At 73.1% G+C, this 23,190-nt stretch carries 18 protein-coding genes; 8 read left to right on the top strand and 10 right to left on the bottom strand.

Going from position 1 to position 23,190, the window contains the following annotated elements; genetic code table 11:
* Positions 1 to 262 precede the first annotated feature (262 nt).
* Positions 263 to 727, top strand: coding sequence for a DUF2269 family protein (locus Sm713_RS14785; RefSeq protein ID WP_212910083.1), 465 nt, complete (start codon positions 263 to 265; stop codon positions 725 to 727).
* Positions 728 to 849: 122 nt separating this feature from the next.
* Here the strand turns inward: Sm713_RS14785 and Sm713_RS14780 are convergent, their stop codons facing one another.
* The 8 genes from Sm713_RS14780 to Sm713_RS14750 all read right to left on the bottom strand — a co-directional run bounded on the left by Sm713_RS14780 (position 850) and on the right by Sm713_RS14750 (position 13,584).
* Positions 850 to 1,644, bottom strand: coding sequence for an SDR family oxidoreductase (locus tag Sm713_RS14780; protein ID WP_212910082.1), 795 nt, complete (start codon positions 1,642 to 1,644; stop codon positions 850 to 852).
* Between the two features lie 717 nt (positions 1,645 to 2,361).
* The gene (locus Sm713_RS14775) at positions 2,362 to 3,012 is read right to left on the bottom strand and encodes a DedA family protein (protein ID WP_212910081.1); all 651 of its coding nucleotides are present in this window, start codon (positions 3,010 to 3,012) and stop codon (positions 2,362 to 2,364) included.
* 276 nt (positions 3,013 to 3,288) lie between these two features.
* Positions 3,289 to 4,875, bottom strand: coding sequence for an ABC transporter ATP-binding protein (locus Sm713_RS14770; RefSeq protein ID WP_212910080.1), 1,587 nt, complete (start codon positions 4,873 to 4,875; stop codon positions 3,289 to 3,291).
* Positions 4,872 to 5,924, bottom strand: coding sequence for an ABC transporter permease (locus Sm713_RS14765; RefSeq protein ID WP_212910079.1), 1,053 nt, complete (start codon positions 5,922 to 5,924; stop codon positions 4,872 to 4,874). Before Sm713_RS14765 ends, Sm713_RS14770 begins: the two co-directional genes overlap by 4 nt.
* The gene (locus Sm713_RS14760; RefSeq protein ID WP_212910078.1) at positions 5,921 to 6,913 is read right to left on the bottom strand and encodes an ABC transporter permease; all 993 of its coding nucleotides are present in this window, start codon (positions 6,911 to 6,913) and stop codon (positions 5,921 to 5,923) included. The genes Sm713_RS14765 and Sm713_RS14760 overlap by 4 nt, the downstream gene beginning before the upstream one ends.
* A 20-nt stretch (positions 6,914 to 6,933) precedes the next feature.
* Positions 6,934 to 8,646, bottom strand: a complete 1,713-nt coding sequence (locus Sm713_RS14755; protein WP_212910077.1) for an ABC transporter substrate-binding protein — start codon at positions 8,644 to 8,646, stop codon at positions 6,934 to 6,936.
* Positions 8,647 to 8,951: 305 nt separating this feature from the next.
* Positions 8,952 to 9,044, bottom strand: coding sequence for an Ms4533A family Cys-rich leader peptide (locus Sm713_RS41665; RefSeq protein ID WP_374195985.1), 93 nt, complete (start codon positions 9,042 to 9,044; stop codon positions 8,952 to 8,954).
* Between the two features lie 253 nt (positions 9,045 to 9,297).
* Entirely contained in the window at positions 9,298 to 13,584 is a 4,287-nt protein-coding gene (locus Sm713_RS14750) for a WD40 repeat domain-containing protein (protein ID WP_212910076.1), read from the bottom strand.
* A 473-nt stretch (positions 13,585 to 14,057) separates the two neighbouring features.
* Here Sm713_RS14750 and Sm713_RS14745 point away from each other — a divergent pair, with 473 nt between their 5' ends.
* The 6 genes from Sm713_RS14745 (at position 14,058) to Sm713_RS40390 (ending at position 20,049) form a co-directional block, all read left to right on the top strand.
* Positions 14,058 to 14,999 (top strand): peptidoglycan-binding protein, encoded by a 942-nt coding sequence (locus tag Sm713_RS14745; protein ID WP_212910075.1) that lies wholly within the window; start codon positions 14,058 to 14,060, stop codon positions 14,997 to 14,999.
* Positions 15,000 to 15,103: 104 nt separating this feature from the next.
* Entirely contained in the window at positions 15,104 to 16,555 is a 1,452-nt protein-coding gene (locus Sm713_RS41475; protein ID WP_212910074.1) for a GH25 family lysozyme, read from the top strand.
* A 45-nt stretch (positions 16,556 to 16,600) separates the two neighbouring features.
* Complete coding sequence (locus Sm713_RS14735) at positions 16,601 to 17,824, top strand: IS4 family transposase (RefSeq protein WP_212908174.1); 1,224 nt, start codon at positions 16,601 to 16,603, stop codon at positions 17,822 to 17,824.
* A 379-nt stretch (positions 17,825 to 18,203) separates the two neighbouring features.
* On the top strand, positions 18,204 to 18,803 hold the full coding sequence (locus tag Sm713_RS14730; protein ID WP_212910073.1) for a sulfite oxidase-like oxidoreductase: 600 nt from the start codon (positions 18,204 to 18,206) through the stop codon (positions 18,801 to 18,803).
* A gap of 41 nt (positions 18,804 to 18,844) precedes the next feature.
* Positions 18,845 to 19,600, top strand: coding sequence for a ferredoxin reductase (locus Sm713_RS14725; RefSeq protein WP_374195984.1), 756 nt, complete (start codon positions 18,845 to 18,847; stop codon positions 19,598 to 19,600).
* A 2-nt stretch (positions 19,601 to 19,602) separates the two neighbouring features.
* On the top strand, positions 19,603 to 20,049 hold the full coding sequence (locus tag Sm713_RS40390; RefSeq protein ID WP_249416296.1) for a DUF6510 family protein: 447 nt from the start codon (positions 19,603 to 19,605) through the stop codon (positions 20,047 to 20,049).
* A gap of 341 nt (positions 20,050 to 20,390) precedes the next feature.
* Here the strand turns inward: Sm713_RS40390 and Sm713_RS14715 are convergent, their stop codons facing one another.
* Together Sm713_RS14715 and Sm713_RS14710 are read right to left on the bottom strand one after the other, a co-directional pair.
* On the bottom strand, positions 20,391 to 21,068 hold the full coding sequence (locus Sm713_RS14715; RefSeq protein WP_212910071.1) for an RraA family protein: 678 nt from the start codon (positions 21,066 to 21,068) through the stop codon (positions 20,391 to 20,393).
* Between the two features lie 56 nt (positions 21,069 to 21,124).
* Positions 21,125 to 22,078: a DUF5996 family protein gene (locus Sm713_RS14710; protein WP_212910070.1), complete on the bottom strand. Its 954-nt coding sequence runs from the start codon at positions 22,076 to 22,078 to the stop codon at positions 21,125 to 21,127.
* Between the two features lie 404 nt (positions 22,079 to 22,482).
* On the opposite strand from Sm713_RS14710, the gene Sm713_RS14705 reads away from it, so the two are divergent.
* Entirely contained in the window at positions 22,483 to 23,184 is a 702-nt protein-coding gene (locus Sm713_RS14705; RefSeq protein WP_212910069.1) for a YoaK family protein, read from the top strand.
* Positions 23,185 to 23,190 lie beyond the last annotated feature (6 nt).

Below are 23,190 nucleotides of genomic sequence, written 5' to 3'. Positions count from 1 at the left end.
TGATTACTGTCACAAACGCCACTGGGGCCGGCGGTCCCGCCCGGTTAGCGTCATGACGACTCGGAGCACGACCGTTCCCACCCCCTGTAGGACCCCATATGCACACCCATGCCTTTTCCTTCGACGCCTTCGCCTCCGGCCACCCCGTCATCGCGGTGGCCCGGGAAGGCGCGCCCCTCACCGGCACCTCCCGGGCCGGGGAGCCGCCCACTCGCCCGGCGATCAGTCCTCGGCACGCCGCTCTCGCCCCGGCGGAGCGCTCATGACCAAACTGCTCCTCTCCCTGCACGTCCTGGCGGCCATACTCGCCGTCGGCCCGGTGACCGTCGCCGCAAGCATGTTCCCCGGTGTCCTCCGCCGCCTCCGGGGCAATCCGGGCGGCGAGGATGCGGCGATCCTGCGGGTGCTGCACCGTATCTGCCGCGTCTACGCAGCCATCGGGATCGCCCTTCTCCTCTTCGGATTCGGGACCGCGATCAGCCTGGGCGTCCTCTCCAGCCCCTGGCTGATCACCTCGATCATCCTGACGTTCGCTGCAGCGGCCGTGCTGATCCTCCTGATCCTGCCGGCGCAGGAGGACGCGCTCTCCTCGGCCTTGGAACCCGGCGCCGACTCCCCCCTTCCGTCCATCGGCCGCCTCGCCATGACGACCGGTGTCTTCAACCTGCTCTGGGCCACCGTCACCATCCTCATGATCATTCGCCCCGGCTCCACCACGGGAGCGTGACGCCCGTACGGCCGGAGAGGCCGACGACCGCCGCGCCCTCCTGGAGGGACCACCCGTTCGCGGTGACGGGAAGCCCGTTCGGCGAGAGGCCGGCGCCTGCCCCCTCCCCCCGGCGCACCGCGTCAGGGCGTGTATCGGTCCGCCGGGTGGGCCCGGGAGAGCTTCGGAATCAGGTCCTTGCGTGCCTGGTCGAAGCTGGTCCAGTCGGTGATGTCGGGCATCGAGGGGATGGTCACGGGCTCACCCGCGTCGAAGCCGGCGAGCACGGCGTCAACCGCGTCCTCGGGTGACATCACCGCGTCCGCGGACAGCGATTCGAGTTCGATTCCCGACCCGTCCCAGAACGCCGTGTCCACACCACCGGGCACGGCCAGCTGGGCCCTGACCGGGCCATCGCCCAGCTCCTGCTGGAGCGCCTGGGTGAAGGCGATGACATAGCTCTTGGTGCCGCTGTACACCGCGCTGACGGGATAGATGTTGAGCGCCAGCGCCGAGGAGAGGTTGATGATGGCACCCCGGCCGCGCCGCGTCAGGCCGGCCAGCGCCGCGATGGCGAGCCGGGTGAAGGCCGTCGTGTTGACGGCGATCATCTCGGCTGCCGCGTCGGGGTCGGCTCCGGTGAGCGGGCTGAACCCGCTCAGCCCCGCGTTGTTGACCAGCAACTCGATGGACTCGTCGCTCCGCAGCCTGTCCTCGACGACCACCGACTGTGCGCGGTCCGCCAGGTCAGCGGCCAGGACTTCCACGCGCCGGCCCGTCTGCTCGGCAAGCTCCCCTGCCAGGGTCTCCAGCTTCGGCCTGTTACGGGCGACCAGGATAAGGTCGTGGCCGCGAGCCGCCAGGCGGTCGGCGAAGACGGCACCCATACCGCCCGAGGCACCGGTGACGACGGCGGTCCCTGTGGCCCGGTCGGTCATGGTCTGCTCCCTTGCTCATTCCTGTCGGCCCACCGAGCGGACCCACGCCGCACGGCATCGCCCTGCACACGGCCCCGCGCGGGGTCCGGAGTCGTGCCGGGGTCGTCCCCGTCCTCCCCGTCCTCCCCGTCGTCCGGGTGGAGGGCCGTACCGCACCGGCCTGCGGAAGCGACCGAACCCAGTAGCCCGGACGCGGCTTTGACGGCGGCCCGGCCAGAACGCGGTCCCGCACCAGGGTGAGCGCTGTGCCGGGCCTGGCGCCCACACGGCGCTGATCAACGGCCTTCGCCCTCTACCCCGAGACGGGCTCCGAGCACGGTCGGTGCCGCGCGAGCCGGCCCGGCAACACGCTCCCGCGGGCATGATGGCAAGACCTCACCGCCAAGGCGCTCCACTCTTCCCACACACGCCGGACCCGCACGAGGACACAACCCGTACGGCGCACACCTGGACTCCCCCGGCCGGACGAGCAGAGCACCGGGGCCGGCGATCACAGGCCCCTCAGGCCTTGGCCCAGGACTGGCACTGGCACTGGCACTGGCACTGGCACTGGCACTGGCACTGGCACTGGCACTGGCACTGGCACTGGCACTGGCAACAGCGTGACGGGCGCCTCACATACGGGCGTCCCCGGCCGAACAAGAATTCATCGAAGCCACCCCCGACGGCACCCCACCCCAGCCCTGGCCCGCCGTCTCCCACGGCGTGCCGGGAACCTCATTCAGACCGGTTCTGCTCCTTGGACGACCTCAGCCGGGACACCACGAAGTGCCCCACGGCCAGGACGACCAGGATCACAACCGCCGTGGTCGCGTAACCGCCGTACTTCTCCACGACCCGCCAGTTGCTCCCCAGCCAGTAGCCGGCCAGGATGAACGCCGCGTTCCATATCAGGCTGCCCATCGCCGTGAGAGCGGTGAAGGTCAGGATCGGCATCCGCTCGATGCCCGCCGGTATGGAGATCATGCTGCGGATCACCGGCACCATCCGGGCTATGAACACCGCCTTGGCGCCGTGGCGCCCGAACCAGGCCTCCGCCCTGTCCACGTCGTGCACCCTGATCAGGGGGATGCGTGCGGCCACCGCACGCGTGCGGTCGCGCCCGAGCAGCGCGCCCACGTAGTAGACGACGAGGGAGCCCAGGACCGATCCCGCGGTGGCCCAGAAGATCGCGCCCGTCAGGCTCATCTGGCCTTCGCTCGCCGCGAAGCCCGCGATGGGCAGGATGACCTCGCTGGGTACGAACGGGATGACCGTGTCGACCGCGTTGGCCACGCCTGCTCCGGGCGCGCCCAACGTCCCCATGACATCGGTGGCCCAGCCGACGACACCCCCGGCGTGCTCCACTCTGCTGCTCGCTTCGATCATGCGCCAACCGTAAGAAACGGGCACGGGGCGGCGCCATGCGGTTCACCGCACAGCCGGGGTGCGGTAAACCGCAGTGCGGAAAACCTCACTGCGGTGAACCGCAGTGAACATCTGCGGTGAACCGCATGGTCCGGCGGACAGCCCGGACCGTAGCGTCGCAGCATGATCTGTTTGCTGAAGACATGGCGAGTCGTCCTGCGGTCCCGGAAGCCGCCGACCACGGTCCCTTCCGCCCGCGCACTCGGTGGGCGAGACGGAAGGGACCGGGCCGGCAGTTCAAGGGGCGGGAGCCAGCGTCCGCCGGGCCGTCCGTCGCTGCGCGGCGGCGACCGGGTCGAGCGTCGGCACCGCGGCAAGGAGCCTCCGGGTGTAGGGGTCGCGCGGCGCCGCGTACACCTCGTCGACCGAGCCGTACTCCACCACGCTCCCCCGCCTCATGACCGCGACCCGGTCACTGACCTGCCGTACGACCGCGAGATCGTGCGCGATGAACACGAGCGCGAGCCCGAACTCCCGCTGCACCTCCGCCAGCAGCTCCGTCACATGAGCCTGGGTAGTGACGTCGAGCGAGGACACCGGTTCGTCGCAGACGATCAGGTCCGGACGGGGAGCGAGCGCGCGGGCGATCCCTACACGCTGGCGCTGTCCTCCGCTGAACTCGTGCGGATAGCGGTCGTAGAAGGCGGGGTCGAGGCCGACGCGTTCGAGGAGGTCTCCGACCCGGGTACGGAGCCGGGCCCCATCCCGCTCGCCGCGGGCACGCAGCGGATCCGCGATGGTCTCGCCGATGCTGCGTCTGGGGTTGAGTGAGGCGACGGGGTCCTGGAAGACCATCTGGACCCGTGGTCGGCCGGCGCCTCCGTAGGCGAGCGTTCCCGCGGTCGGCTCCAGCAGCCCCACGAGCATCCGCCCCAGCGTGGTCTTGCCGCTGCCGCTCTCGCCGACGACGCCCAGCGTCTCGCCGCTGTGCAGGGTCAGGGACACGTCGTCGACGGCGGTGACGGCGCGCCGCCCCCGCCCGAAGTCGCGGCGCAGGCCGGTGGCGCTGAGCAGGACGTCGCCCGTGACGGGGCGGCGCTGCTCCTTGGGCCCGTCGACCCGGGGGACGGAGCCGAGGAGCTCCCGCGTGTACGGCTCGGCGGGCGCTCGCAGGACGGTGCCGATGGGCCCGCGTTCGAGGGCACGGCCCGCACGCATCACGAGGACCTCGTCGACGCTCTCCGCGGCCACCCCGACATCGTGGGTGACCAGCAGCAGCCCCATCCCGGTCTCCTCGCGCAGGCCGTGGAGCAGATCGAGGATCTGCGCCTGGACGGTGACGTCGAGGGCGGTCGTCGGTTCGTCCGCGATGAGGAGGGCGGGTTCGCAGGCCATCGCCATGGCGATCAGGGCACGCTGGCGCATCCCGCCGCTGAACTCGTGGGGCCGCATACGCGCTCGGCGGGCGGCGTCGGGGATGCCGACCAGGTCGAGTACCTGAAAGGCCCGCTCCCGGGCCGCCCGGCGACCCGCACGGGTGTGCGTGCGGTACACCTCGGCGATCTGGTCGCCGACGGCGTAATAGGGGTCCAGCGAGGACAGCGGGTCCTGGAAGACCATCGCGGCACGGGCGCCGCGCAGTCGCCGGAGTTCGTCGTCGGTGGCCTGCTGGACATCCGTTCCGGCCACCGTCAGCGAGCCGCCGACGTGGGTCCCGGTGCCGCGGTGCAGGCCGAGCAGTGCCGCGGCGACGGTGCTCTTGCCGGAGCCCGACTCGCCCACCAGGGCGAGGGCGGCGCCCTCGGCCAGGGTGAAGGAGAGGTCGTCCACGGCCCGGGTGGTGCCGTAGTCGACGGTCAGCCCCCGTACGTCCACCAGGCTCATACGAGCACCACCCTCCGGTCGGCCACGGCGTACAGGAGATCCGCGACGAGGTTGGCCACCACCACGAAGAAGCCCGTGACGAGCACCATTCCGACCACCACGGGAAGGTCGACGACGTTGACCGCGCCCACGAGTGCCTGGCCGAGACCGGGCAGCCCGAAGAGCGTCTCGGTGAGGACGGCTCCGCCGAACATCGAGCCGAAGTCGTTCGCGGCGAGGGCGATGACGGGGGCGAGCGCGCCGCGCAGTGCGTGCCGTCCGAGGATCGAGCGCTCGTGGACGCCGTAGGCGCGGAAGGTGCGCACATGGTCCTCGGCCAGGGTCTCCAGGACCGCGGCCCGGGTCACCCGGGCGTACCGGGCAGCCTCGATGAGCGCGAGGGAGAACCACGGGAGCAGAAGGTTCCACGCCCACTGCTCGGGATCCTGGGTCAGGGGGACGTACTGGGGGAAGGGCAGCCAGTGGAGCTGGCCGCAGACGATGATCATCAGAAGGAGGCCGATGACGAACACGGGGGTCGCGGTGCCGGCGAGGGTGAGCCCGGTCAGGAGCCGTTCGGAGGGGCGGCCGCGTCGCCAGGCGGCCAGCAGACCGGTGCCGACGCCGAGGAGCAGATAGATCACCAGCGCACCGAGCGCGAGTGATCCGGTGACCGGGAGCTTGGCGCTGATCATCTCGGTGACCTGCTGGTCGCTCTGGTACGACACGCCGAGGCAGGGCGCGGCGCAGTGTTCGAGCGAGGTGCCGGTGGAGAAGGTGCGGCCCGCGACGATGCCGCGCAGGAAGTCCCAGTAGCGCTGGTAGATCGGGTCGTCCAGATGGAGTTGGGCGGCGACCTGGTGTACCTGCGCGGGCGAGCAGCGCTCTCCGCAGGTGATCTGTGCGACGTTGCCGGGGACGATGTAGAACACCGCGTAGACGATCACGCTGATGGCCAGCAGGGTGGCGATGGCGGAGACCACCCGGCGCAGGAAGAAACCCCCGAGCCCGCCGGGGGCGGCCAGTCCGCTCAGCAGGAGGGAGCGGCGGCGGAAGGTGATCGTGCTCATGCCTTCGCCTCCCGCTTCCGGCCGGTGCCGATGCGCAGCCGCGACGCGGCCCGCGGGTCGAGGGCGGTGCGCACCCCGTCTCCGAGGACGGTCATGGCGAGCACGGTGACGAACAGCGCGCCGGCCGGGAAGAGCAGGTACTGCGGCGCCGCCTGGTACCACACGTTGGCGGAAGTGATCATCTGTCCCCAGGAGGGAGTGGGCGGCTTGACGCCGACCCCCAGGAAGGAGAGGCCGGCTTCGACGGTGATGTTCACCGGCACCAGCAGCGCCCCGTAGGTGAGGACGGGGGCTGCGAGGGCCGGCAGGAGTTCACGGCGGGCGATGTGCCAGGTGCTCCAGCCGCTGAGACGAGCGGCGGCGACATGGTCGAGTTCCTTGAGGGTGATCGTGTGGGCCCGCACGATCTTCGCCGTGGAGCCCCAGGCGATCAGCCCGATGATGACGGCGACCAGCACGGGACGCGGGACGGAGGAGGGGACGATGGCCAGCACGGCCAGCGCCATGATCATGAGGGGGAGGGCGATGAAGATATCGGTGAACCGGCTGAGGGCCTGGTCGAGCCAGCCGCTGCCGAGGCCCGCGGCCATCCCGACGACGAGCCCGATCAGGAGTTGGACGAGGGTGGCGGCGAGGGCGACGCCCAGGGAGACCCGGGCGCCGTAGACGAGGCGGGCGAAGAGGTCGCGGCCCGTCTGGGGTTCCACGCCGAGCCAGTGGTGGGCGCTGATGCCGCCGAGGTGGCCGATCGGGACGCCGCCGCGGGCGGAGTCGACGAGGTGCGGATGGTAGGAGGTGGGGTCCTGGCCCTCCAGGGCGGTGAGCAGGGGCGCGCCGAGCGCGGCCAGGACGAGCAGGACGACGATTCCGGCGGCGACCAGGGCGGCCGGCTGCGCGCGCAGCCGGCGCAGGAACTGGAGGCGACCGGAGGCGGGATGGGGTGTCACCTCGTCGGTGACCGTCCCGCCGGGCAGCAGGGCCTCACTCATGGTGTGGGTCTCCCGCCGTGCTACTTGACCGCGACCTGGGAGACGTCGAGGACGCCGGTCCAGTTGCCGATCACGATGTTCTTGACGTCCTTGCCGTAGAGCCGCTTGTAGACGGGGTGGAACAGCGGTACGTCCAGGGCCTGCTCGCCGATGCGCTTGTCGAGGGCGCCCCAGCGCGCGGCGGCGGCGTTCACGTCCGTCAGCTGGTTGATCGCGTCGATGTCCTTGTTGACGGCGGGGTCGTTCAGCTGGGCGTGGTTGAAGTTGGCGCCGTCCTTGACGATCTGCCGGCCGTCGAAGATGGGGGCGAGGAACGGGCCTCCGGAGGGCCAGTCGGCGCCCCAGCGGGCGAGGAAGAAGCCGGGCTCCTTCTTCACGCTCTTGTAGGCGTCCCTGTACTGGTTGACCTCCATGCCCTGGAGCTTGACGGTGATGCCGGCCTTCTTCAGGGCGTCCTGGACGGCCGTGGCTATCTCGGGGCCGGCCTCGGGGTCCGCGTTGGCATGGGTGAGGGTGACGGTGATGCCGTGCGGGTAGCCGGCGTCGGCGAGGACCTGCCGGGCCTTCTGCGGGTTGCCGGACTTGCCGGCGGGGAACGGGTCGTACGGCGTGTAGCCGAAGGCCTTCTGGTTCGGGAGGAAGGTGGTGGCGGGCTCGGCGAGGGAGGTGCCGCCGACGGCGTTGATGACCGAGGAGCGGTCGATGGCGTACGCGATGGCCTCGCGGACCTTCGGGTTGTCGAACGGCTTCACCTTGGGGTTGAACGCCAGGTAGTTGGTGTAGCCGAAGTGGCCGGTGCCGACACGGGCGGCGAGTGTCTTGTCGCCGCTGACCTTGGCCAGTTCGGCGGGGCCCAGGTTGGTGTCGGTGGTGACGGCGGCGGCGTCGGCGCCCTGGCTCGCGGACAGCCGCTGGTTGATCACCGCAGAGTCGAGGCCGGAGCGGACGTCGATGCGGTCGGGGTAGGCCTTGCGCTGGGAGTCGTTGGAGGCGGACCAGTGGGGGTTGCGCCCCAGGACGAGGTGCTCCCCGTCGTTCTCGTTGCTGATGACCCGGTAGGGGCCTGAGGAGACGGGGTGGTTCTCGTACTTGGTGCCGTCGTCCTTCTTCTGCGGCACGGGGGCGAACTGCGTGCCGGTGGCGAGGAAGGGGAAGTCGCCCTCGGGCTTGTTCAGGTGGAAGACGATGGTCCGCTCGTCGGGCGTCTCGATCGAGGCGAGCCCCTTCTTGTCCTTGTAGGGGCCCTGGTAGTCGGCGCCGCCGACGAGCCAGTCCCGCAGGTACGGGGCGCCGCCGGAGAGTTCGGCGGCGAACGACCGCTCGATGCCGTACTTGATGTCGGTGCTGGTGATGGGGGAACCGTCCTCGTACGTGAGGCCCTTCTTCAGGGTGTACGTCCAGACGGTGGCGTTCTTGCTGGGGGTGCCGATGTCCGTGGCGAGGTCGGGCACGACCTTGTTGCCCGCGGCGCCGTTGGCGCGGTTGCGGGTGGTCAGGGTGCGGAAGACCAGGGAGGGCACGTTGCCGCCGCCGGAGGTGTACAGCCGGGCCGGGTCGAAGTCGGTCTGCGGCTCGATATTGAGGACGCTGAGGGTGCCGCCCTTGTGCGGGGTTCCCTTGGAGCCTTCGTCGTTGCTCTGGGGCCCCGCGCAGGCGACCGCCGCGGCGGCGAGGGCCAGGCTGGCGGATGCGGCCGCAGCGCGGCGGGCTGCGGTGGGCGACGGTTGACGCATGGGGGCCTCTCAGAGGTGTCGGCCATCGGCTCCGGCCGGCGGAACCGCCCGGTGGGGAATGGGCCTGCGGAGACGGACATGGTGCATGGACCGGCTCCGCGGGTGCGCCGGAACCGGGCGTTGCGAGTGGTGCAAGCGGGCGCCGTGCCGACCGGGCCCCGTACGGGTGGGACGGGTGGTGCTGCGGCGTCGCCGAACAAGGAGGAGCGAAGGGGCCGCCAGCGGTCTTCGTGCACCATAGGGCGGGGCACCGGGTCGGGTGCCGAACCCGTGGCAGAGCTGTCGGCTCGCCGGAGGACGGCGGTTCAGCGACAGTGAATATCGGCCACGCTCAGCGCACTGACACCGATCAGCGCAAGCTCGATGGCGGCGCGCAGCGTGACGTGGCTGATAAACATGCGGAAAATATGAACGAGCCCTCCCCTTGGTGTCAATGTGACATTGGCCCCTGGGCCCGGGTGATCCTGTGAGGGTTCGGGGGTCGAGGGCCTGGCTGCCCGGTGGGCCACGGACTATGCCGCCGGCAGCCGACGGTGCCTTCGGGGTCGGTGACTACCCGGCGGCCGACGCCGTTTCAGCGGTCGGCGGTGCCCGGCAGCCGTCAGCACCACGCCGGCGGCACCTCGGCGCCCCCACCCACAGCCCACCGCCTCACCGGCGCCCGCACACCTCCCGATAAGGCAGGCCCCGCACATAAGCGGGCCACTGCCCGGCCGTCAGCGTGCCCGACGTGGTGGCGCAGACCCGGGCGGCCGCCGCTGTCGGGCTCGTGGGGAGCAGGGTGACCGTGTGGTCGTCGCCGGCGCTGGCGAGGGCCCGGCCGTCGGGGCTGAAGGCGGTCTCGTCCACGGGGGCCTGGTGGACGGGGAGGGGCTTGCCCTGGGCGGTGGGGTGGCCGGGGTCGGCGACGTTCCACAGGCGCACCGTGTGGTCGTCGGCGCTGCTGGCCAGGGTGCGGCCGTCCGGGCTGAAGGAGACGGAGAAGACGAAGCTGGTGTGGCCGCTGAGGGGCCGGCCCAGCGCGGCGGGGTGCGCAGGGTCCGCCACGTCGAACAGGCGGACCGTGTGGTCGACGTTGGCCGTGGCGAGAGTCCGGCCGTCGGGGCTGAACGCGAGCCCGAGGACCCCACCGCTGCGGGCGGCCAGTGGGGGGCACCAGGGGCGGGGGTGGGCCGGGTCGGCGACGTTCCACAGGCGGGTGGTGTCGTCGGCCCCTGCGGTGGCGAGAGCGCGGCCGTCGGGGCTGAAGGCGAGGGCCATCACCGCGTCGGTGTGGGCCGTCAGCGGGTGGCCGAGGACGGTCGGGTGCGCGGGGTCCGACACGTCCCAGAAGCGGACCGTGTGGTCGTGGCCCGCGCCGGCGAGCACCCGCCCGTCGGGGCTGAACGCGACCGAGGCCACCGCGTCGGTGTTGCCGGTGAGGGGGTGGCCCAGTGCGGCAGGACGGGCCGGGTCCGTGAGGTTCCAGAGGCGGACGGTGTGGTCGCGGCCGGCGCTGGCCAGTACCCGGCCGTCGGGGCTGAACGCCACGTGGTTGACGGCGTTGGTGTGGCCGGTGAGAGGGCGGCCGAGCGGGACCGGGCGGCCCGGATCGGACACGTTCCACAGGCGGATCGCCCGGTCCGTGCTGCCCGCGGCCAGCACCCTTCCGTCGGGCCGGAAGGCCACCGTGTTGACGAAACTGGGCGCGGGCAGCAGCGCCCGGGGCAGATCCCACAGCCGGACGGTGCGGTCGGCGCCGGCGCTCGCGAGGGCGTGGCCGTCGGGTGTGAACGCCAGCCAGTAGACGTACTCCGTGTGTCCCGTCAGCGGCTCGCCCAGAGGCATGGGGTGGGCCGGGTCGGTGAGGTTCCACAGCCGTACGGTGTGGTCGGCGCCGGCCGTGGCCAGGACCTGGCCGTCGGGGCTGAACGCGACGGCGTAGACGGTGTCCGTGTGCCCGGTCAGCGGGCCGGTCAGCGACTTGGGGCGGGCCGGGTGGGAGACGTCCCAGAGGCGGACGGTGTGGTCGCCTCCGACACTGGCCATGACCTGGCCGTCCGGGCGGAACGCGACGGCGTAGACGGTGTCCGTGTGGCCGGTCAGGGGGCGCGTCCACAGCCGGGGACGGGCGGGGTCGGTGACGTTCCACAGCCGGATGGTGTGGTCGTGGCCCGCCGCGGCGACCGTCCGCCCGTCGGGGCTGAAGGCCGCCGAGGCCACCGCGCCCGCGTGCGCGTCGAGCGGGCGGCCCAACGGGGCAGGGTGAGCGGGACGGGTCACGTCCCACAGCCGTACCGTGCCGTCGTCGCCCGCGCTGGCCAGTGTCCGGCCGTCCGGGCTGAACGACACCGAGAAGACGTGTCCGGTGTGGCCGGTCAGCGGAGGCGCCCATGGCCGGGGGTGGGCCGGGTCCGTGACGTTCCAGAGGCGGACGGTGTGGTCGCGGCCCGCGGCGGCCAGCGTCCGCCCGTCCGGGCTGAACGCCAGCCAGTAGACGCCTCCGGAGCGGCTTCGCAGAGGGGGGCCGAGCGCGGTGGGGTGGCCGAGCGCGGTGGGGTGGCCGGGTGCGGCGGGGTAGGCGGGTGCGGCGGGATGGCCGAGCGCGTCGGGATGGCCGAGCGCGGCGGGCTGGGGGCGGTCGGCGGGCTGGGGGCGGTCGGCGGCCTGGGGGCGGTCGGCGGGCTGACCGAGCGCGGCAGGCTGAGCGCGGTCCGCGGGCTGAGCACGATCGGCAGGCTGAGCACGATCGGCAGGCTGAGCGCGGTCCGCGGTGGTCCACAGGCGGATGGTGTCGTCGGCCCCGGCGGAGGCCAGCAGATGCCCCCGCGGGCTCGCGGCCACCGCGTAGACCGTGCCGGTGTGCCCGGTCAGCGGGGTGGCGAGCGGGGTGGTCTGGGTGCTGAGCAGGTCGCCGGCGGCGGCCGCGTTCGGCCGGATGCGGTACGCGGCGAGGTCGAGGCGTGCGGCCAGCGACTGGTCCGTGCCGCGTAGCTGCTCGGCCTCGGCCGTCAGCTCTCCGGCGACGGCGGTGTCCCGTTCACCGCGGGCGGTGGCCCGCTGCTGGAACGCGATTCCCGCGCCGAGCAGGGCGAGGACGGACAGCAGCGCGAGCGCGGCGACGGCGGCCCGGCGGATCCGGCCGCCGCGGTCCTCCTGGCGGCCGGACGCCGCCAGGAACTCCCCCATACGGGTGCTCAGTCCCAGCTCGTCGTGGTGCGAGCGGGCCCAGTCCCGGGCTGCCGCGAGCCGCGCGCCCCGGTACAGGGCGCTGCGGTCGCGGCCCTCGCGCTCCCAGGCGGCGGCCGCGGCGGCGAGTTGCTGCTGGACGGCGAGCCCGGCGCGGTCCTCGCCGATCCACTCGCTCAGCCGGGGCCAGGCGTGCAGCAGCGCCTCGTGGGTGATCTCGACGGTGTCGGTGTCCAGGGTGACCAGGCGGGCGCGGGCCAGCGCGTCGAGGACGGGGCCCGCGGCGGGGGCGAGCTCGTCGCGCGCCAGGCGGCGCTTGTAGTCCTCGGTGCCCTGGCCGAGGGAGACCAGGCGCAGGAAGATGCCGCGGGCCTGCCGCTGCTGGGCGGGGGTGAGGCCGCTGTACACGGTCTCCGCGGTGTTGGCGAGGGCGTGCGCGATCCCGCCGGCGGCCTCGTAGCCGCTGAGGGTGAGGGTGTTGCCGCGCCTGCGGCGCCACGTCTCGCGCATCGCGTGGGAGACCAGCGGCAGCACGCCCGGCTGCCCGGTGGCCTCGGCCACCACCCGCGCGAGCAGCGCGCTCTCCACGGTGCCGGACTCGGTGACGGCGGGCTGGCTGACGGCGCGCCGCAGCTCCTCGGTGGACATCGGACCGACCAGCACCTGGGCGGTGTTCAGCGCGTCGACGAGGTGCTGGTGGCGCAGGCAGGACGACGAGAAGTCGGCGCGGACCGCGAGGACGATCCGGACCCGGCTGCCGGGGGCGTGCGCGGCGGCGGCCAGCGCCTCGATGAACGCGGTGCGCTCGTCCTCACCGGCGCACAGCGTGAAGACCTCCTCGAACTGGTCGATCACGAGGAGCAGTTCGGCGTCCGCCGGCCGGTCCGCGAGTACCCGGCGGACGGCGGGGGCCAGGTCCACCGGGCCCGCCCGGTCAGCGGCAGCCTCGCCGCCTGCGGCGTCCGGACCGCCACCGGCACGCGCCTCGCCGGCGACATCCGGCCCGCCGGCGGCATCCGGCCCGCCGGCGGCATCCGGCCCGCCGGCGGCATCCGGCCCAAGACCGGCATCCGGCCGGCCACCAGCACCCGCCCCGCCACCGTCGTGCGGCCCGCCACCCGTTCCGGACGGTCCCGGCGGTCCACCGGAACCATCCGGGTCCCCGCCGCCCGATGCCTCCGTCAGCCGCGCGAGGCACGCCCGCAGGGGGTGCGCGCCGGGGCTGACGAGCACGGCCGGCCAGGGCGGGGTGCCCGACTCCGCGTCACCCGCCGCCGCCCGGGGCAGCAGGCCGGCCCGCAGCAGCGACGACTTCCCGGAACCGGAGGCGCCGAGCACCACGGTGAGACGGTGGGCCCTGACGCGTGCGCACAGGTCGTCGGTGAGCCGTTCCCGGCCGAAGTACCGGGCGGCGTCGTCCGGCTGGAACGGCGCCAGACCGGCGTAGGGGCAGGGGCCGAGGTCGTCCGCGAAGTCAGGCTCGGGCTCGCGGGAGGCCGTGGCGGCGAGCTCGGTGGCGAGCCGGTGCCAGCGGGCCTCCCACGCGTCGGTGTCCCCCGAGCACGCGCGGACGTAGGCGAGGGTGACCGGCAGGCTGGGCAGCTTCCGGCCCGCGGCGGCGTCGGCGAGCGTCGTCGACGAGTAGCGGGCCTTCCGGGACAGCTGGCGGTAGGGCGGGCTGCCCGCCTTCTCCCGCAGCTTGCGCAGGTCCGCCGCGAACCGCACCAGCGGGCCGCCGTCGTCGTCCAGGCGCCGCTCGGTACGGGGCACGGGCTGCCTCCATCGCTCTGCTCCGCTGGCTCTTCGTGGGCTCATTGTGCGAACGCGTTGTCCGGTCGTCCAGCCACCGACAACGGACAACGAACGTGCGCTACAACCGAATCGGCCATCCCCGCGGTGCCCGCGCACGTGCCGTTCACGGGCGGCACGCGCCCGCCCATGGGGGACCGCGGCCGCGCGGGACCTTCCCGCACGACATCCCCGGAGGCCGCCGCAGCCGCGGCCACTCCCGGCCCACGCACGGCAACGCACGCCTGCACAACCGCGCAACGGCCACGCACACGCACAGCGCCTCAGGCACGGCCACGCACGCCTGCACAACCCTGCACGGCCGAGCACGCCCACGGCACCTCACGCACAGCACGCACAGCCATGTACGCCCACAGCACCGCACGCACGGATCAGCGCGTCCCGAGCCGGAACCACCGGCCGGTACCCATGGGACACAAGGGGGTTGCAGCAAGATGACCGCAACGACGACGAGAACCCGCGGCCCGGCCGCGCCGAGAACCCGCGCCTCGCTGCGGCGGGCCGGCCGCGCCGCGGCGGGGCTGCTGACGGCCGTGGTCACGGCCGGCGTTCTGCTCGCCGTACCGGGCACGGCGTCCGCCGCGACGACGGCCGAGATCAAGCTCGCCCAGACCGACCTGAACGGCCTCGCGTACGGCGCGGGCGCCGTGGACGGGATCGTGGGCCCCCAGACCACGGACGCGACCGGCGCGTTCCAGGCCGACCAGTGCCTGGACGTGGACGGCGTGATCGGGCCGCAGACGCTGGGCGGTCTCCAGACCGTCGTCAAGGCGGTCCAGGAGAAGGCCGGGATCACCGAGGACGGGGACTACACGGCGGCTACCACCGCCGCGGTGAAGACCTACCAGAGCGCCCACGGCCTGGACGCCGACGGCATCGCGGGCCCGGACACCATGAAGTCCATGGGCATCGAGCGCGTGGTCGCGAGCTGCCACGCGGGCAACGCCCAGCGCGACGAGATCGTCAGCGTCGCCAAGGGCGAGCTGGGTACCCGAGCCGACAGCCGCAACTGCGTGCCCGGCAAGCCGTACAGCATCTGCGCGGACTGGTGCGCGTCCTTCGCCACCTGGGTCTGGCGGACCGCGGGCGAGAACATCCCGTCGATGACGTACGTGCCCAGCGTCTACGACTGGGCGGTCCAGCACGGCCGCTGGTACGGCACGAGCCAGTTGCACGCCGCCCTGCCCGGTGACCTGATCATCTTCGGCAGCGCGAACAACCGGTACCACATCGGCGTCGTGGACACCGTGAGCGGCTCCACGGTGCACGTGATCTCCGGCAACACGTCGAACCCCGCCGGCTCCGGCCAGATCGGCGTGTACGACAAGAGCTACTCCTTGTCGTCCTCCGTCTTCTACGGGCTGGTCCGCGCCTAGCCCGCTCCTGGACCCCCACCGGCGCCGCGGCCGGCGCTCCCCCACGGCAGCGCCGGCCGCGGCACCACCCGCTCCCATCCGCACACCACGACGGAGGACCCACCATGACGCGAGCAACAGGCCCGCGGCGGACACGCCGGACAGCGAAGGCGACGTTGACGACGAGGACGACGAGGACGACGAGGACGACGACAGGAGAGCAGCGGACGGCAGAAACTCAGCAGACGACGAGAACGCCGCGCCCAACAGCCGCCCCCCGCAGGGCGAGACCCTTCGGCCGGGCCCCCCTGCTCGCGGCCCTCGCCGCCGGCCTGACCCTCCTCGGCCTCGCCCCGGCGGCGGCCTCGGACGCCACGGGGCACGCGGCCACCGCGGACACCGCCAGGCACCCGGCAGCCGCGGACACCGCCGGGCACCACCCCGCCCCCTCGCACATGGCGGCCGACCACGCGGGCTCCGGCCTCACCGCCGCGCCCCGGCGGGCCGCTCCCTCCGCCGCGGCGCTCGCCGGGACGCTCAAGGGGCTGGACGTGAGCGGTTACCAGGAGAACGTGAACTGGGCGTCGGTGGCGTCCAAGGGCGCGGCGTTCGCGTACGTCAAGGCGACCGAGGGCACGGGCTACACCAGTGGCCAGTACTCCCAGCAGTACAACGGCTCGGCGGCCGCGGGGCTGCTCCGCGGCGCCTACCACTTCGCGCTGCCGGACAGGTCGGGCGGCGCCGCCCAGGCCGACTACTTCCTCGCGCACGGCGGCGGTTGGACGGACGACGGCAAGACCCTGCCGGGTGCGCTGGACATCGAGTACAACCCGTACGGGGCCACGTGCTACGGGCTCGGCCAGAGCGCGATGGTGAGCTGGATCCGGGCGTTCCGCGACGAGTACCACGGCCGCACGGGCCGCTATCCGACCGTCTACTCCACCACGGACTGGTGGATCAACTGCACGGGCAACTACGCCGGCTTCTCCGACGATCCGCTCTGGATCGCGAACTACGGGGGCTCGGCCACCCCGCTGCCCAACGGCTGGACGGGCTGGACCATCTGGCAGACGGCGAGCAGCGGCACGTTCCCGGGAGACCAGGATGTCTTCAACGGCACCCTGGACGACCTCAAGGCGTTCGCGCACGGCGCCTACACCGCCCCGCCGGCCCCGGGCTCGCACTGGCCGACGGTCTCGCAGGGCCAGAGCGGGCGCCTGGTCACCACCGCCCAGTACCTGCTCGACGCGCACGGTGCGGCGCTGACGGTGAACGGCACGTTCGACGCCGCCACCCGGAACGCGGTGGTCTCCTTCCAGTCCGCCTCGGGCCTGTCCCCGGACGGCGTGGTCGGGCCGGCGACCTGGCAGTCCCTCATCACCTACGTCAGCCAGGGCGACACCGGCGCGGCGGTGAAGGCTGTGCAGGCCGAGCTGAACGAGCACGGGGCGTCGCTGGAGGTCGACGGCGACTTCGGACCGGCGACGCGGGCCGCCGTCGTGTCGTTCCAGTCCGGTGCGGGGCTGACCGCGGACGGCATCGTGGGACCGAACACCTGGCAGGCCCTGCTGGGCTAGGTCCAATGCCGGTGACTTAGGTGTCCTGGGCTCGTTGGTTGTGGTGTGGCGAGGGTGGGGCAGGTCAAGTCGTCTGTGGGTGAGCGGTTGTCGGACCGGATCGCGATCGGGGTGTTGACGCGTTCGTTTCCGCCGGAGCTGGTGGATGAGGTGATCGCGGAGGCCGGGCGGGGCGAGCAGCGCAATCGGCTGCTGCCGGCCCGCGTGGTCGTGTACTTCGTGCTGGCGATGTGTCTGTTCTTCGGGCAGCCGTATGAAGAGGTCGCGCGGCTGCTGGGCGAGGGGCTGGGGGACCGGAAGCGGTCCTGGCGGGTACCGACGACTGCCGCGATCGGGCGGGCGCGTCGGCGCCTGGGCGTGCAGCCGTTGAAGATGCTGTTCGCGCGGGTGTGCTGTCCGGTGGCGGTGCCGCAGACGGCGGGTGCCTGGTATCGGCGGTGGCGCCTGGTGGCGGTGGACGGCACGACCCTGGACCTGGCGGACACCGCGGACAATGACAGCTTCTTCGGCCGCCCGGGTTCGGGGCGGGGGACGGGTGCATTCCCGCAGGCCAGGGTAGTGGCGCTGGCTGAGTGCGGGACGCACGCGGTGTTCGGCGCGGCCATCGGGCCGCTGTCGGTGAGCGAGCCGGTGCTGTCCCGGCAACTGTTCGGCGAGCTGCGGGCGGGGATGCTACTGCTGGCCGACCGGGGCTTTTACGGCTTCGAGTTGTGGCAGGCCGCCCGGGCCACGGGCGCGGACCTGCTGTGGCGGATGCGTAAAAGCGCGGCCCTGCCCGTGGTGCAGGTGCTGGCCGACGGCTCCTACCTCAGCACGATCCATGCCGAGCCGGACCGCAGGAGCCGCCGCAACCCGGTGGTGGTCCGGGTGATCGAGTACACCCTTGCCCGCACCGGCGATGCCACCGTCTACCGCCTGCTGACCACCGTGCTCGACCCTGAACAGGCACCGGCGAAGGACCTGGCCGCGCTTTACACCCAGCGGTGGGAGATCGAGACCACACTGGACGAGATCAAAACCCACCAGCGCGGCCCGAAGCTCGTCCTACGCTCGAAGTACCCGTGGGGCGTGGAGCAGGAGATCTACGGCTTCCTCCTGGTGCATCACGCCATCCGGCAGCTGATACACCGGGCCGCCACCGGCCACGGTCTTGATCCCGACCGGCTCTCCTTCACACGCTCCCTGCGGATCGTGCGCCGCCAGGTCCCAGCCCAGGCGGCGTTTTCCCCCCGGCAGACTCGCCCGGGCGCTGACCCGCACCCTGGCTGAGATCGCCGAACGCCTGCTGCCCCCACGCCGCCACCGGGCCTGCCCCCGAGTGATCAAACGCAAGATGTCCAACTGGCGACTCAAACGGGCCGAGCACCACCACCAGACACCACCCGCACCAGACACCGTCACCATCACTCGGCGGAACAGAACCTAAGTCACCGGCATTGGGGCTAGGTCGTGTCCGGCGGCCCCGTCCCGGCCGGCCCACGAGCCGTCCCCGCCGGCCGCCCCGCGACCCCCCGGCCCGCCCCGGGTGCCCCGCTCGCTCGTGCGGGGCACCCGGGGGCGCGAGCCCCGTACGGACGCGCATCCCCTGCACCGAACCCGACACGGAGGGACAATCGGTGGCGTAATCCTCGACGGACGGCGGGACGGCATGGTCATCGTTTCGCGCGGTTTCCGGGGCCGGGCCCGGGACGGCGGGCACGCGCTTCCTCCCGGCCAGTACGAGGTCGGGGACTTCCCGGTGCTGTCCGCGGGGCCCACGCCGCGGGTGGACCGGGCGGCGTGGCAGTTCACGATCCGCACCGAGACCGGCGACCTGCACAGCTGGGACTGGGCGCGGTTCACGGCCCTGCCCACCGAGACGCCCACCCTGGACCTGCACTGCGTCACCAAGTGGTCGAAGTTCGGCACCGAGTGGGAGGGCGTCAGCCTCGACGTGCTGATGGCGGACGTGGAGACGGCCGCCGACTTCGCGCTCGTGCACGCCTACGGCGGGTACACCACCAACCTGCCCCTCGCGGACCTGCTCGACGGGCAGGCCTGGATCGCCTACCGCTACGACGGCGCCGACCTCCCGCCCGAGCACGGCGGTCCGGCCCGGTTGCTGGTCCCCCACCTGTACCTGTGGAAGTCCGCCAAGTGGGTGCGCGAGATCGAGCTGCGCACCGAGGACGAGCCGGGCTTCTGGGAGACCGCCGGCTACCACGACTACGGAGACCCATGGCGCGAGCAGCGGTACCAGGGCGACTAGGCGCACCGGAGCCCACGGCCGGAAGCGGGATGCCCGGCGGGATGTCCGGCGGTATGCCGGGCAGGCTGTCGGGCGGGCGGCTGCGCTGGCTGCCCGCTGAGCTGACGGCCCGCCGCTCGGAGTCCGCGTCCGCGTACACCCTCGTCTTCGACGTGCCGGGCTGGCCGGGGCACCTGGCGGGCCAGCACGTCGACGTGCGGCTCACCGCGGAGGACGGCTACAGCACCGAGCGCAGCTACTCGGTGGCGTCCGCGCCGGACGGCGACCGCCTGGAGCTGACGGTGCAGCGGGTACCGGACGGGGAGGTGTCCTCCTACCTCGTGGACGTCATCGAGGCCGGGGACATGGTGGAGGTGCGGGGGCCGGTGGGCGGCTGGTTCGTCTGGCGTCCCGAGCAGACGGAGCCGGTGCTGCTGGTCGCCGGCGGCTCCGGTCTGGTGCCGCTGATGGCGATGGTCCGCACCCGCCGCTCCGCCGGCAACCCGGCGCCGTTCCGGCTGCTGTACTCCGTGCGCGCCCCCGAGGACCGGCTCTACGCCCCCGAGCTGGACCGTGCGGATCCGGGCCTGCGGACGGCCTGCCTCTACACCCGCACGACGCCGGCGGGGTGGGCCCGGCCCGCCGGGCGGCTGACCATGCGGGACCTGTCCGAGGCGGGCTGGCCGCCGGGGTCCGCCCCGCTCTGCTACGTGTGCGGGCCCACCGGCTTCGTCGAGACGGCCGCCGACCTGCTGGTGACCATGGGCCACGCCCCGGAACGCATCCGCACCGAGCGGTTCGGCCCCACCGGAGGATGAGCATGCAGCCCGACACCCCCCACGCCGCACCCGGCACCCGCACCGGCGGAAGCACGGAGGCGGGCACCGGCCCCCGCACGGGAACGGCGCGGAGCGCAGGTGCAGACACAGGCACAGGCACAGGCGCGGGCGCAGACACGGGCAAAGGCGCAGACGGGAGCACCGCCACCGCCTCCGATCCGTACCGCGCGCAGTACGAGGACGGCAACGCGCTGGCCGGACCCCTGTCCGAGCTGCTGGCCGTGGACCCCACGAGCGCCCTCGGCCGGTGCACCGGCTGCGGCGCCGGCTGGCCGCTGGCACGCCTGCGCGTCTACTCCCACGCACCCGGACACGTAGCCCGCTGCCCCGACTGCGACCGCGTCATCCTGCGCCTCGTGGCCACCCCCGACCGCCTGGTCCTCGACCTCCGCGGCACGGTCGCGCTCTCGTTCCCGCGGGAGCCCTGAGCGGGCAGCCCGTGTCCCGACGTGGGGCTGCGCCCCGGCCCGCCCAAGGGGCGCGGGGCTGTGCTGATGTGCGGCTCCGCCGCGTGGGCGCGACCAGCCACGACTGGGGGCACCTCCCCCGCCCTTCAGGCAGTGGGGGACGTCAGGTCGCCACCGTCCCGAGGGGGCTGGTTCTGTCGTGTCCGGACCACCGGCAGGTGGATGGTTACTCGCGCGGTTCCCCGCGCCCCTGACGGGGCGCGAAGCGCCATCAAAGGCTCCAGGGAACTGCTGGGGCACCTCCCGCAGTGGGGGACGGCCACGGCCGGCCGGTGGGGGAGCGGAGGGCCGCGGGCCGGCCCTCACTGCTCGGTCGAACGCTGCCGCCCCGTGCGCATCTTCTCCGGGTCCTCGTCCCGGATCCGCGCCATGTTGGCCTCGTCCTCCGTGTCGATGCGGCGGGCCTCGGCCGCGATCTCGGACAGGCTGCGGGCCGGGATGACGACGGCGCCGGAGCTGTCGGCGTAGACGTAGTCGCCGGGGATGACGCAGACGCCGCCGATCGCGATGGGCACGTTCGCCGCCGCGGGGGCCACCGTGTCGCCGCCCCAGTGGGTGGCCTCGCCCGCGCACCAGGCCGAGAAGTCGTAGGCGGCGAGTTCCCCGAAGTCGCGCAGCCGGCCGTCGGTGAGCACCCCCGCGAGGCCGTGGTTCTGCACCCGGGACAGCTTCGTGCCGCCGCCGTGCGAGTGCTCCGGGTAGCCGCCGCTGGACATCACCAGCACCTTGCCGCGCGGCGCGTCCCCCACCGCGCGGTAGAACCAGCCGCCGAAGCCGAGCTGGTCGGCCTCGGTGAGGTCGTCGCGGTAGGGCAGGTAGGACATCGTCACCGCCGGGCCGAACAGGAACCGTTCGGGACTTGGGCTGACCAGGCTCAGGATGTGCGCGCGGTGGCCGTGGTGGCGGCCCATCGCGTCCACCAGCGAAGCGCACGACAGCCCTTCGACCAGCGCCCTCGGATCGGTCTTCTGCTCAGCCATGCCGGTGTCTCCCTTGCGGCCGTGAACGGTGCGGCCCGTGCGGCGGGCCCGCCGGGTCAGCGGGGCGAGGCGCGCCGCACGGGGCTGTCCTCCAGGGCGGCGCGGTCCCACCGGGCGTGGTCGGCGGCGGCCTCGTAGCTGCTCTGGAGGAAGTCCAGCAGCGTCCGGTCGGGGTCGTCGGCGGTGCGCACAGCCTCGTAGGGCAGCAGGAACTCGCCGGCGTCCGCGCTGTAGGAGGCGGCGGCGGGCGCCACGGGGTGCCGGGCGAAGCCCGCGGGCTCCGGATAGACGTACGAGTAGAAGCTGCCCTCGGCCGAGCCGCCGGGCCAGAAGCCGCAGCTGGACACCTCGTGCGAGTAGGCCTCCACCATCACCCAGTCGGCGAGGTGCGGCGCGCCTCCGGGATGCCGTGGCGCGGGCCGCCCGGAGAACCGGCTGACCGTGAGGTCCATCGAGCCCCAGAAGAAGTGCACCGGGCTGACCTTGCCGATGAACCTGGACCGGAACTGCGTGAACACCCGCTGCACGGACGTGAGCTGCTCCCAGAACCCGTGGGCGTACTCCGGCTGGTACGAGGCGTGCTCGGTGTCCTCCGGGAACGGGACGGCGGTCTCGACCTCGACCGGGCCGGCCCGCAGCCGGGGTTCGATGCCGAGCGCGCCGAGCGCGGCCATGGTCTCGCGGTAGAAGGCGGCGACCGGCTTCGGCTCCAGCGCCACCTGCCGCTCCCCGCCGTCGCTGGAGCGCACGTGCAGCCGGTGGTCGCAGAAGTCGAACTCCATCTCGAAGGTGCGCTCCCCGTACGGGATGGCCGACGTGGTCAGGCCCCGCGGGGACACGTACAGCGGGACCTGCCACCAGTGGTTCACCATCGGGGCCTCGGCCAGCCGCACCTTGCCCACGATCTGGGTCCACAGGTGCAGGGTGTCCCTGGTGTCCGCCCACTCCTCAAGGGGCACGCTCGGCCAGTCCTCGACGGTGTGCGACGGAGGCTGCGGGGTGCCAGGCATGTACGGCCCTCCGTTTCCCTGGTCGCCGGGGAGACCTCCGGTGGTGATCGCCTCCGCGACCGGTGGTGATCGTCTCTGCGCCCGATCGCAATCGCCTCCGTGACCGTCCGCGACCGATCGGGATCGCCTCCGTGACCCACGGGGATCGTCCCTGTCACCGACGGGGATCGCCTCTGTCACCGATGGCGGTGGTCCGGTGACCACTCGGTCGGACGGGCGGCGCGTCCGCCCGGGGCCCCCGCCCCGCCTGAATTGTCCGCCCCGTCCCCGGGCGCCGCCACTCGTCCCCGCCGCGGGGCGGCACCCTCGCCGCGGGGCGGGTCCCCCGCTCACCCCCGGGCCACTCCCCGGGTCACCCGTGCCGCACCCTTGCGGCACCGCCCCCGCCTGCCGAGACAGGGAGTATGGGATTCCTCGTCCGCTTCCTCGACCGCGCCGCGGCGCTGCTCTTCGGGGGCAGCCGCGACCACCACGGCGTGCTGCCGCCGCTGCTGGTGGTGCTCACCTTCGTGAGCGGCCTGGTGGACGCGGTCAGCTTCCTGGGCCTCGACCACGTCTTCGTCGCCAACATGACGGGCAACATGGCCTTCCTGGCGTTCGCGCTGGCCGGTGCGGGGGGCCTGTCCGCGTCGGCATCGCTGCTGGCCGTGGCGTGCTTCGTCACCGGGGTGGTGGCCGGGGGGCGGTGGGCGGTGCGGTTCTGGGCCGCCGAGCGGATCTTCGCGCCGCTGGTCGGCGCCCAGGCCCTCCTGGTGGCCGGCGCGCTCGCCGCGGGCGCCGCGGGCGCGGTGTCGTACGTGCTGATCGTCATGCTCGCGCTGGGGATGGGCCTGCAGAACGCCGTGGTGCACCGGCTCGGCGTGCCCGACCTGACCACGACGGTCCTCACCCGGACGCTCACCGGCCTGGTCGCCGACCCTGCCGGCCCCTCCCGGGTGCGCCGGGCGGTGTCGGTGACGGTGCTGGTGTGCGGCGCGCTCACCGGCGGGGCGCTCCAGGTCCACCAGGGGACCGTGCCGGTGCTGATCGTCGCCCTCGCCCTGCTGGCCGCCGTCCCCCTGGCGGCACTGGCCGGGGACCGCCGCACGGGACCGGCGCGGGCGTGAGCCGCG

The sequence above is a fragment of the Streptomyces sp. TS71-3 genome, assembly GCF_018327685.1.
Classification (GTDB): domain Bacteria; phylum Actinomycetota; class Actinomycetes; order Streptomycetales; family Streptomycetaceae; genus Streptomyces.
Note: the sequence above shows the minus strand (reverse complement) of the source record. Positions and strands in the feature narration are given on the sequence as shown.

Excerpts from the sequence above, each read along its gene's own strand:
- Sm713_RS14765 (WP_212910079.1), bottom strand. The coding sequence starts at position 5,924 with ATGAGCACGATCACCTTCCGCCGCCGCTCCCTCCTGCTGAGCGGACTG.
- Sm713_RS14760 (WP_212910078.1), bottom strand. The coding sequence starts at position 6,913 with ATGAGTGAGGCCCTGCTGCCCGGCGGGACGGTCACCGACGAGGTGACA.
- Sm713_RS14745 (WP_212910075.1), top strand. The coding sequence starts at position 14,058 with ATGACCGCAACGACGACGAGAACCCGCGGCCCGGCCGCGCCGAGAACC.
- Sm713_RS14710 (WP_212910070.1), bottom strand. The coding sequence starts at position 22,078 with ATGCCTGGCACCCCGCAGCCTCCGTCGCACACCGTCGAGGACTGGCCG.
- Sm713_RS14775 (WP_212910081.1), bottom strand. The coding sequence starts at position 3,012 with ATGATCGAAGCGAGCAGCAGAGTGGAGCACGCCGGGGGTGTCGTCGGC.
- Sm713_RS14770 (WP_212910080.1), bottom strand. The coding sequence starts at position 4,875 with ATGAGCCTGGTGGACGTACGGGGGCTGACCGTCGACTACGGCACCACC.
- Sm713_RS14780 (WP_212910082.1), bottom strand. The coding sequence starts at position 1,644 with ATGACCGACCGGGCCACAGGGACCGCCGTCGTCACCGGTGCCTCGGGC.
- Sm713_RS14715 (WP_212910071.1), bottom strand. The coding sequence starts at position 21,068 with ATGGCTGAGCAGAAGACCGATCCGAGGGCGCTGGTCGAAGGGCTGTCG.
- Sm713_RS14785 (WP_212910083.1), top strand. The coding sequence starts at position 263 with ATGACCAAACTGCTCCTCTCCCTGCACGTCCTGGCGGCCATACTCGCC.
- Sm713_RS41665 (WP_374195985.1), bottom strand. The coding sequence starts at position 9,044 with ATGTTTATCAGCCACGTCACGCTGCGCGCCGCCATCGAGCTTGCGCTG.
- Sm713_RS14705 (WP_212910069.1), top strand. The coding sequence starts at position 22,483 with ATGGGATTCCTCGTCCGCTTCCTCGACCGCGCCGCGGCGCTGCTCTTC.
- Sm713_RS14755 (WP_212910077.1), bottom strand. The coding sequence starts at position 8,646 with ATGCGTCAACCGTCGCCCACCGCAGCCCGCCGCGCTGCGGCCGCATCC.
- Sm713_RS14730 (WP_212910073.1), top strand. The coding sequence starts at position 18,204 with ATGGTCATCGTTTCGCGCGGTTTCCGGGGCCGGGCCCGGGACGGCGGG.
- Sm713_RS41475 (WP_212910074.1), top strand. The coding sequence starts at position 15,104 with ATGACGCGAGCAACAGGCCCGCGGCGGACACGCCGGACAGCGAAGGCG.
- Sm713_RS14725 (WP_374195984.1), top strand. The coding sequence starts at position 18,845 with ATGTCCGGCGGTATGCCGGGCAGGCTGTCGGGCGGGCGGCTGCGCTGG.
- Sm713_RS40390 (WP_249416296.1), top strand. The coding sequence starts at position 19,603 with ATGCAGCCCGACACCCCCCACGCCGCACCCGGCACCCGCACCGGCGGA.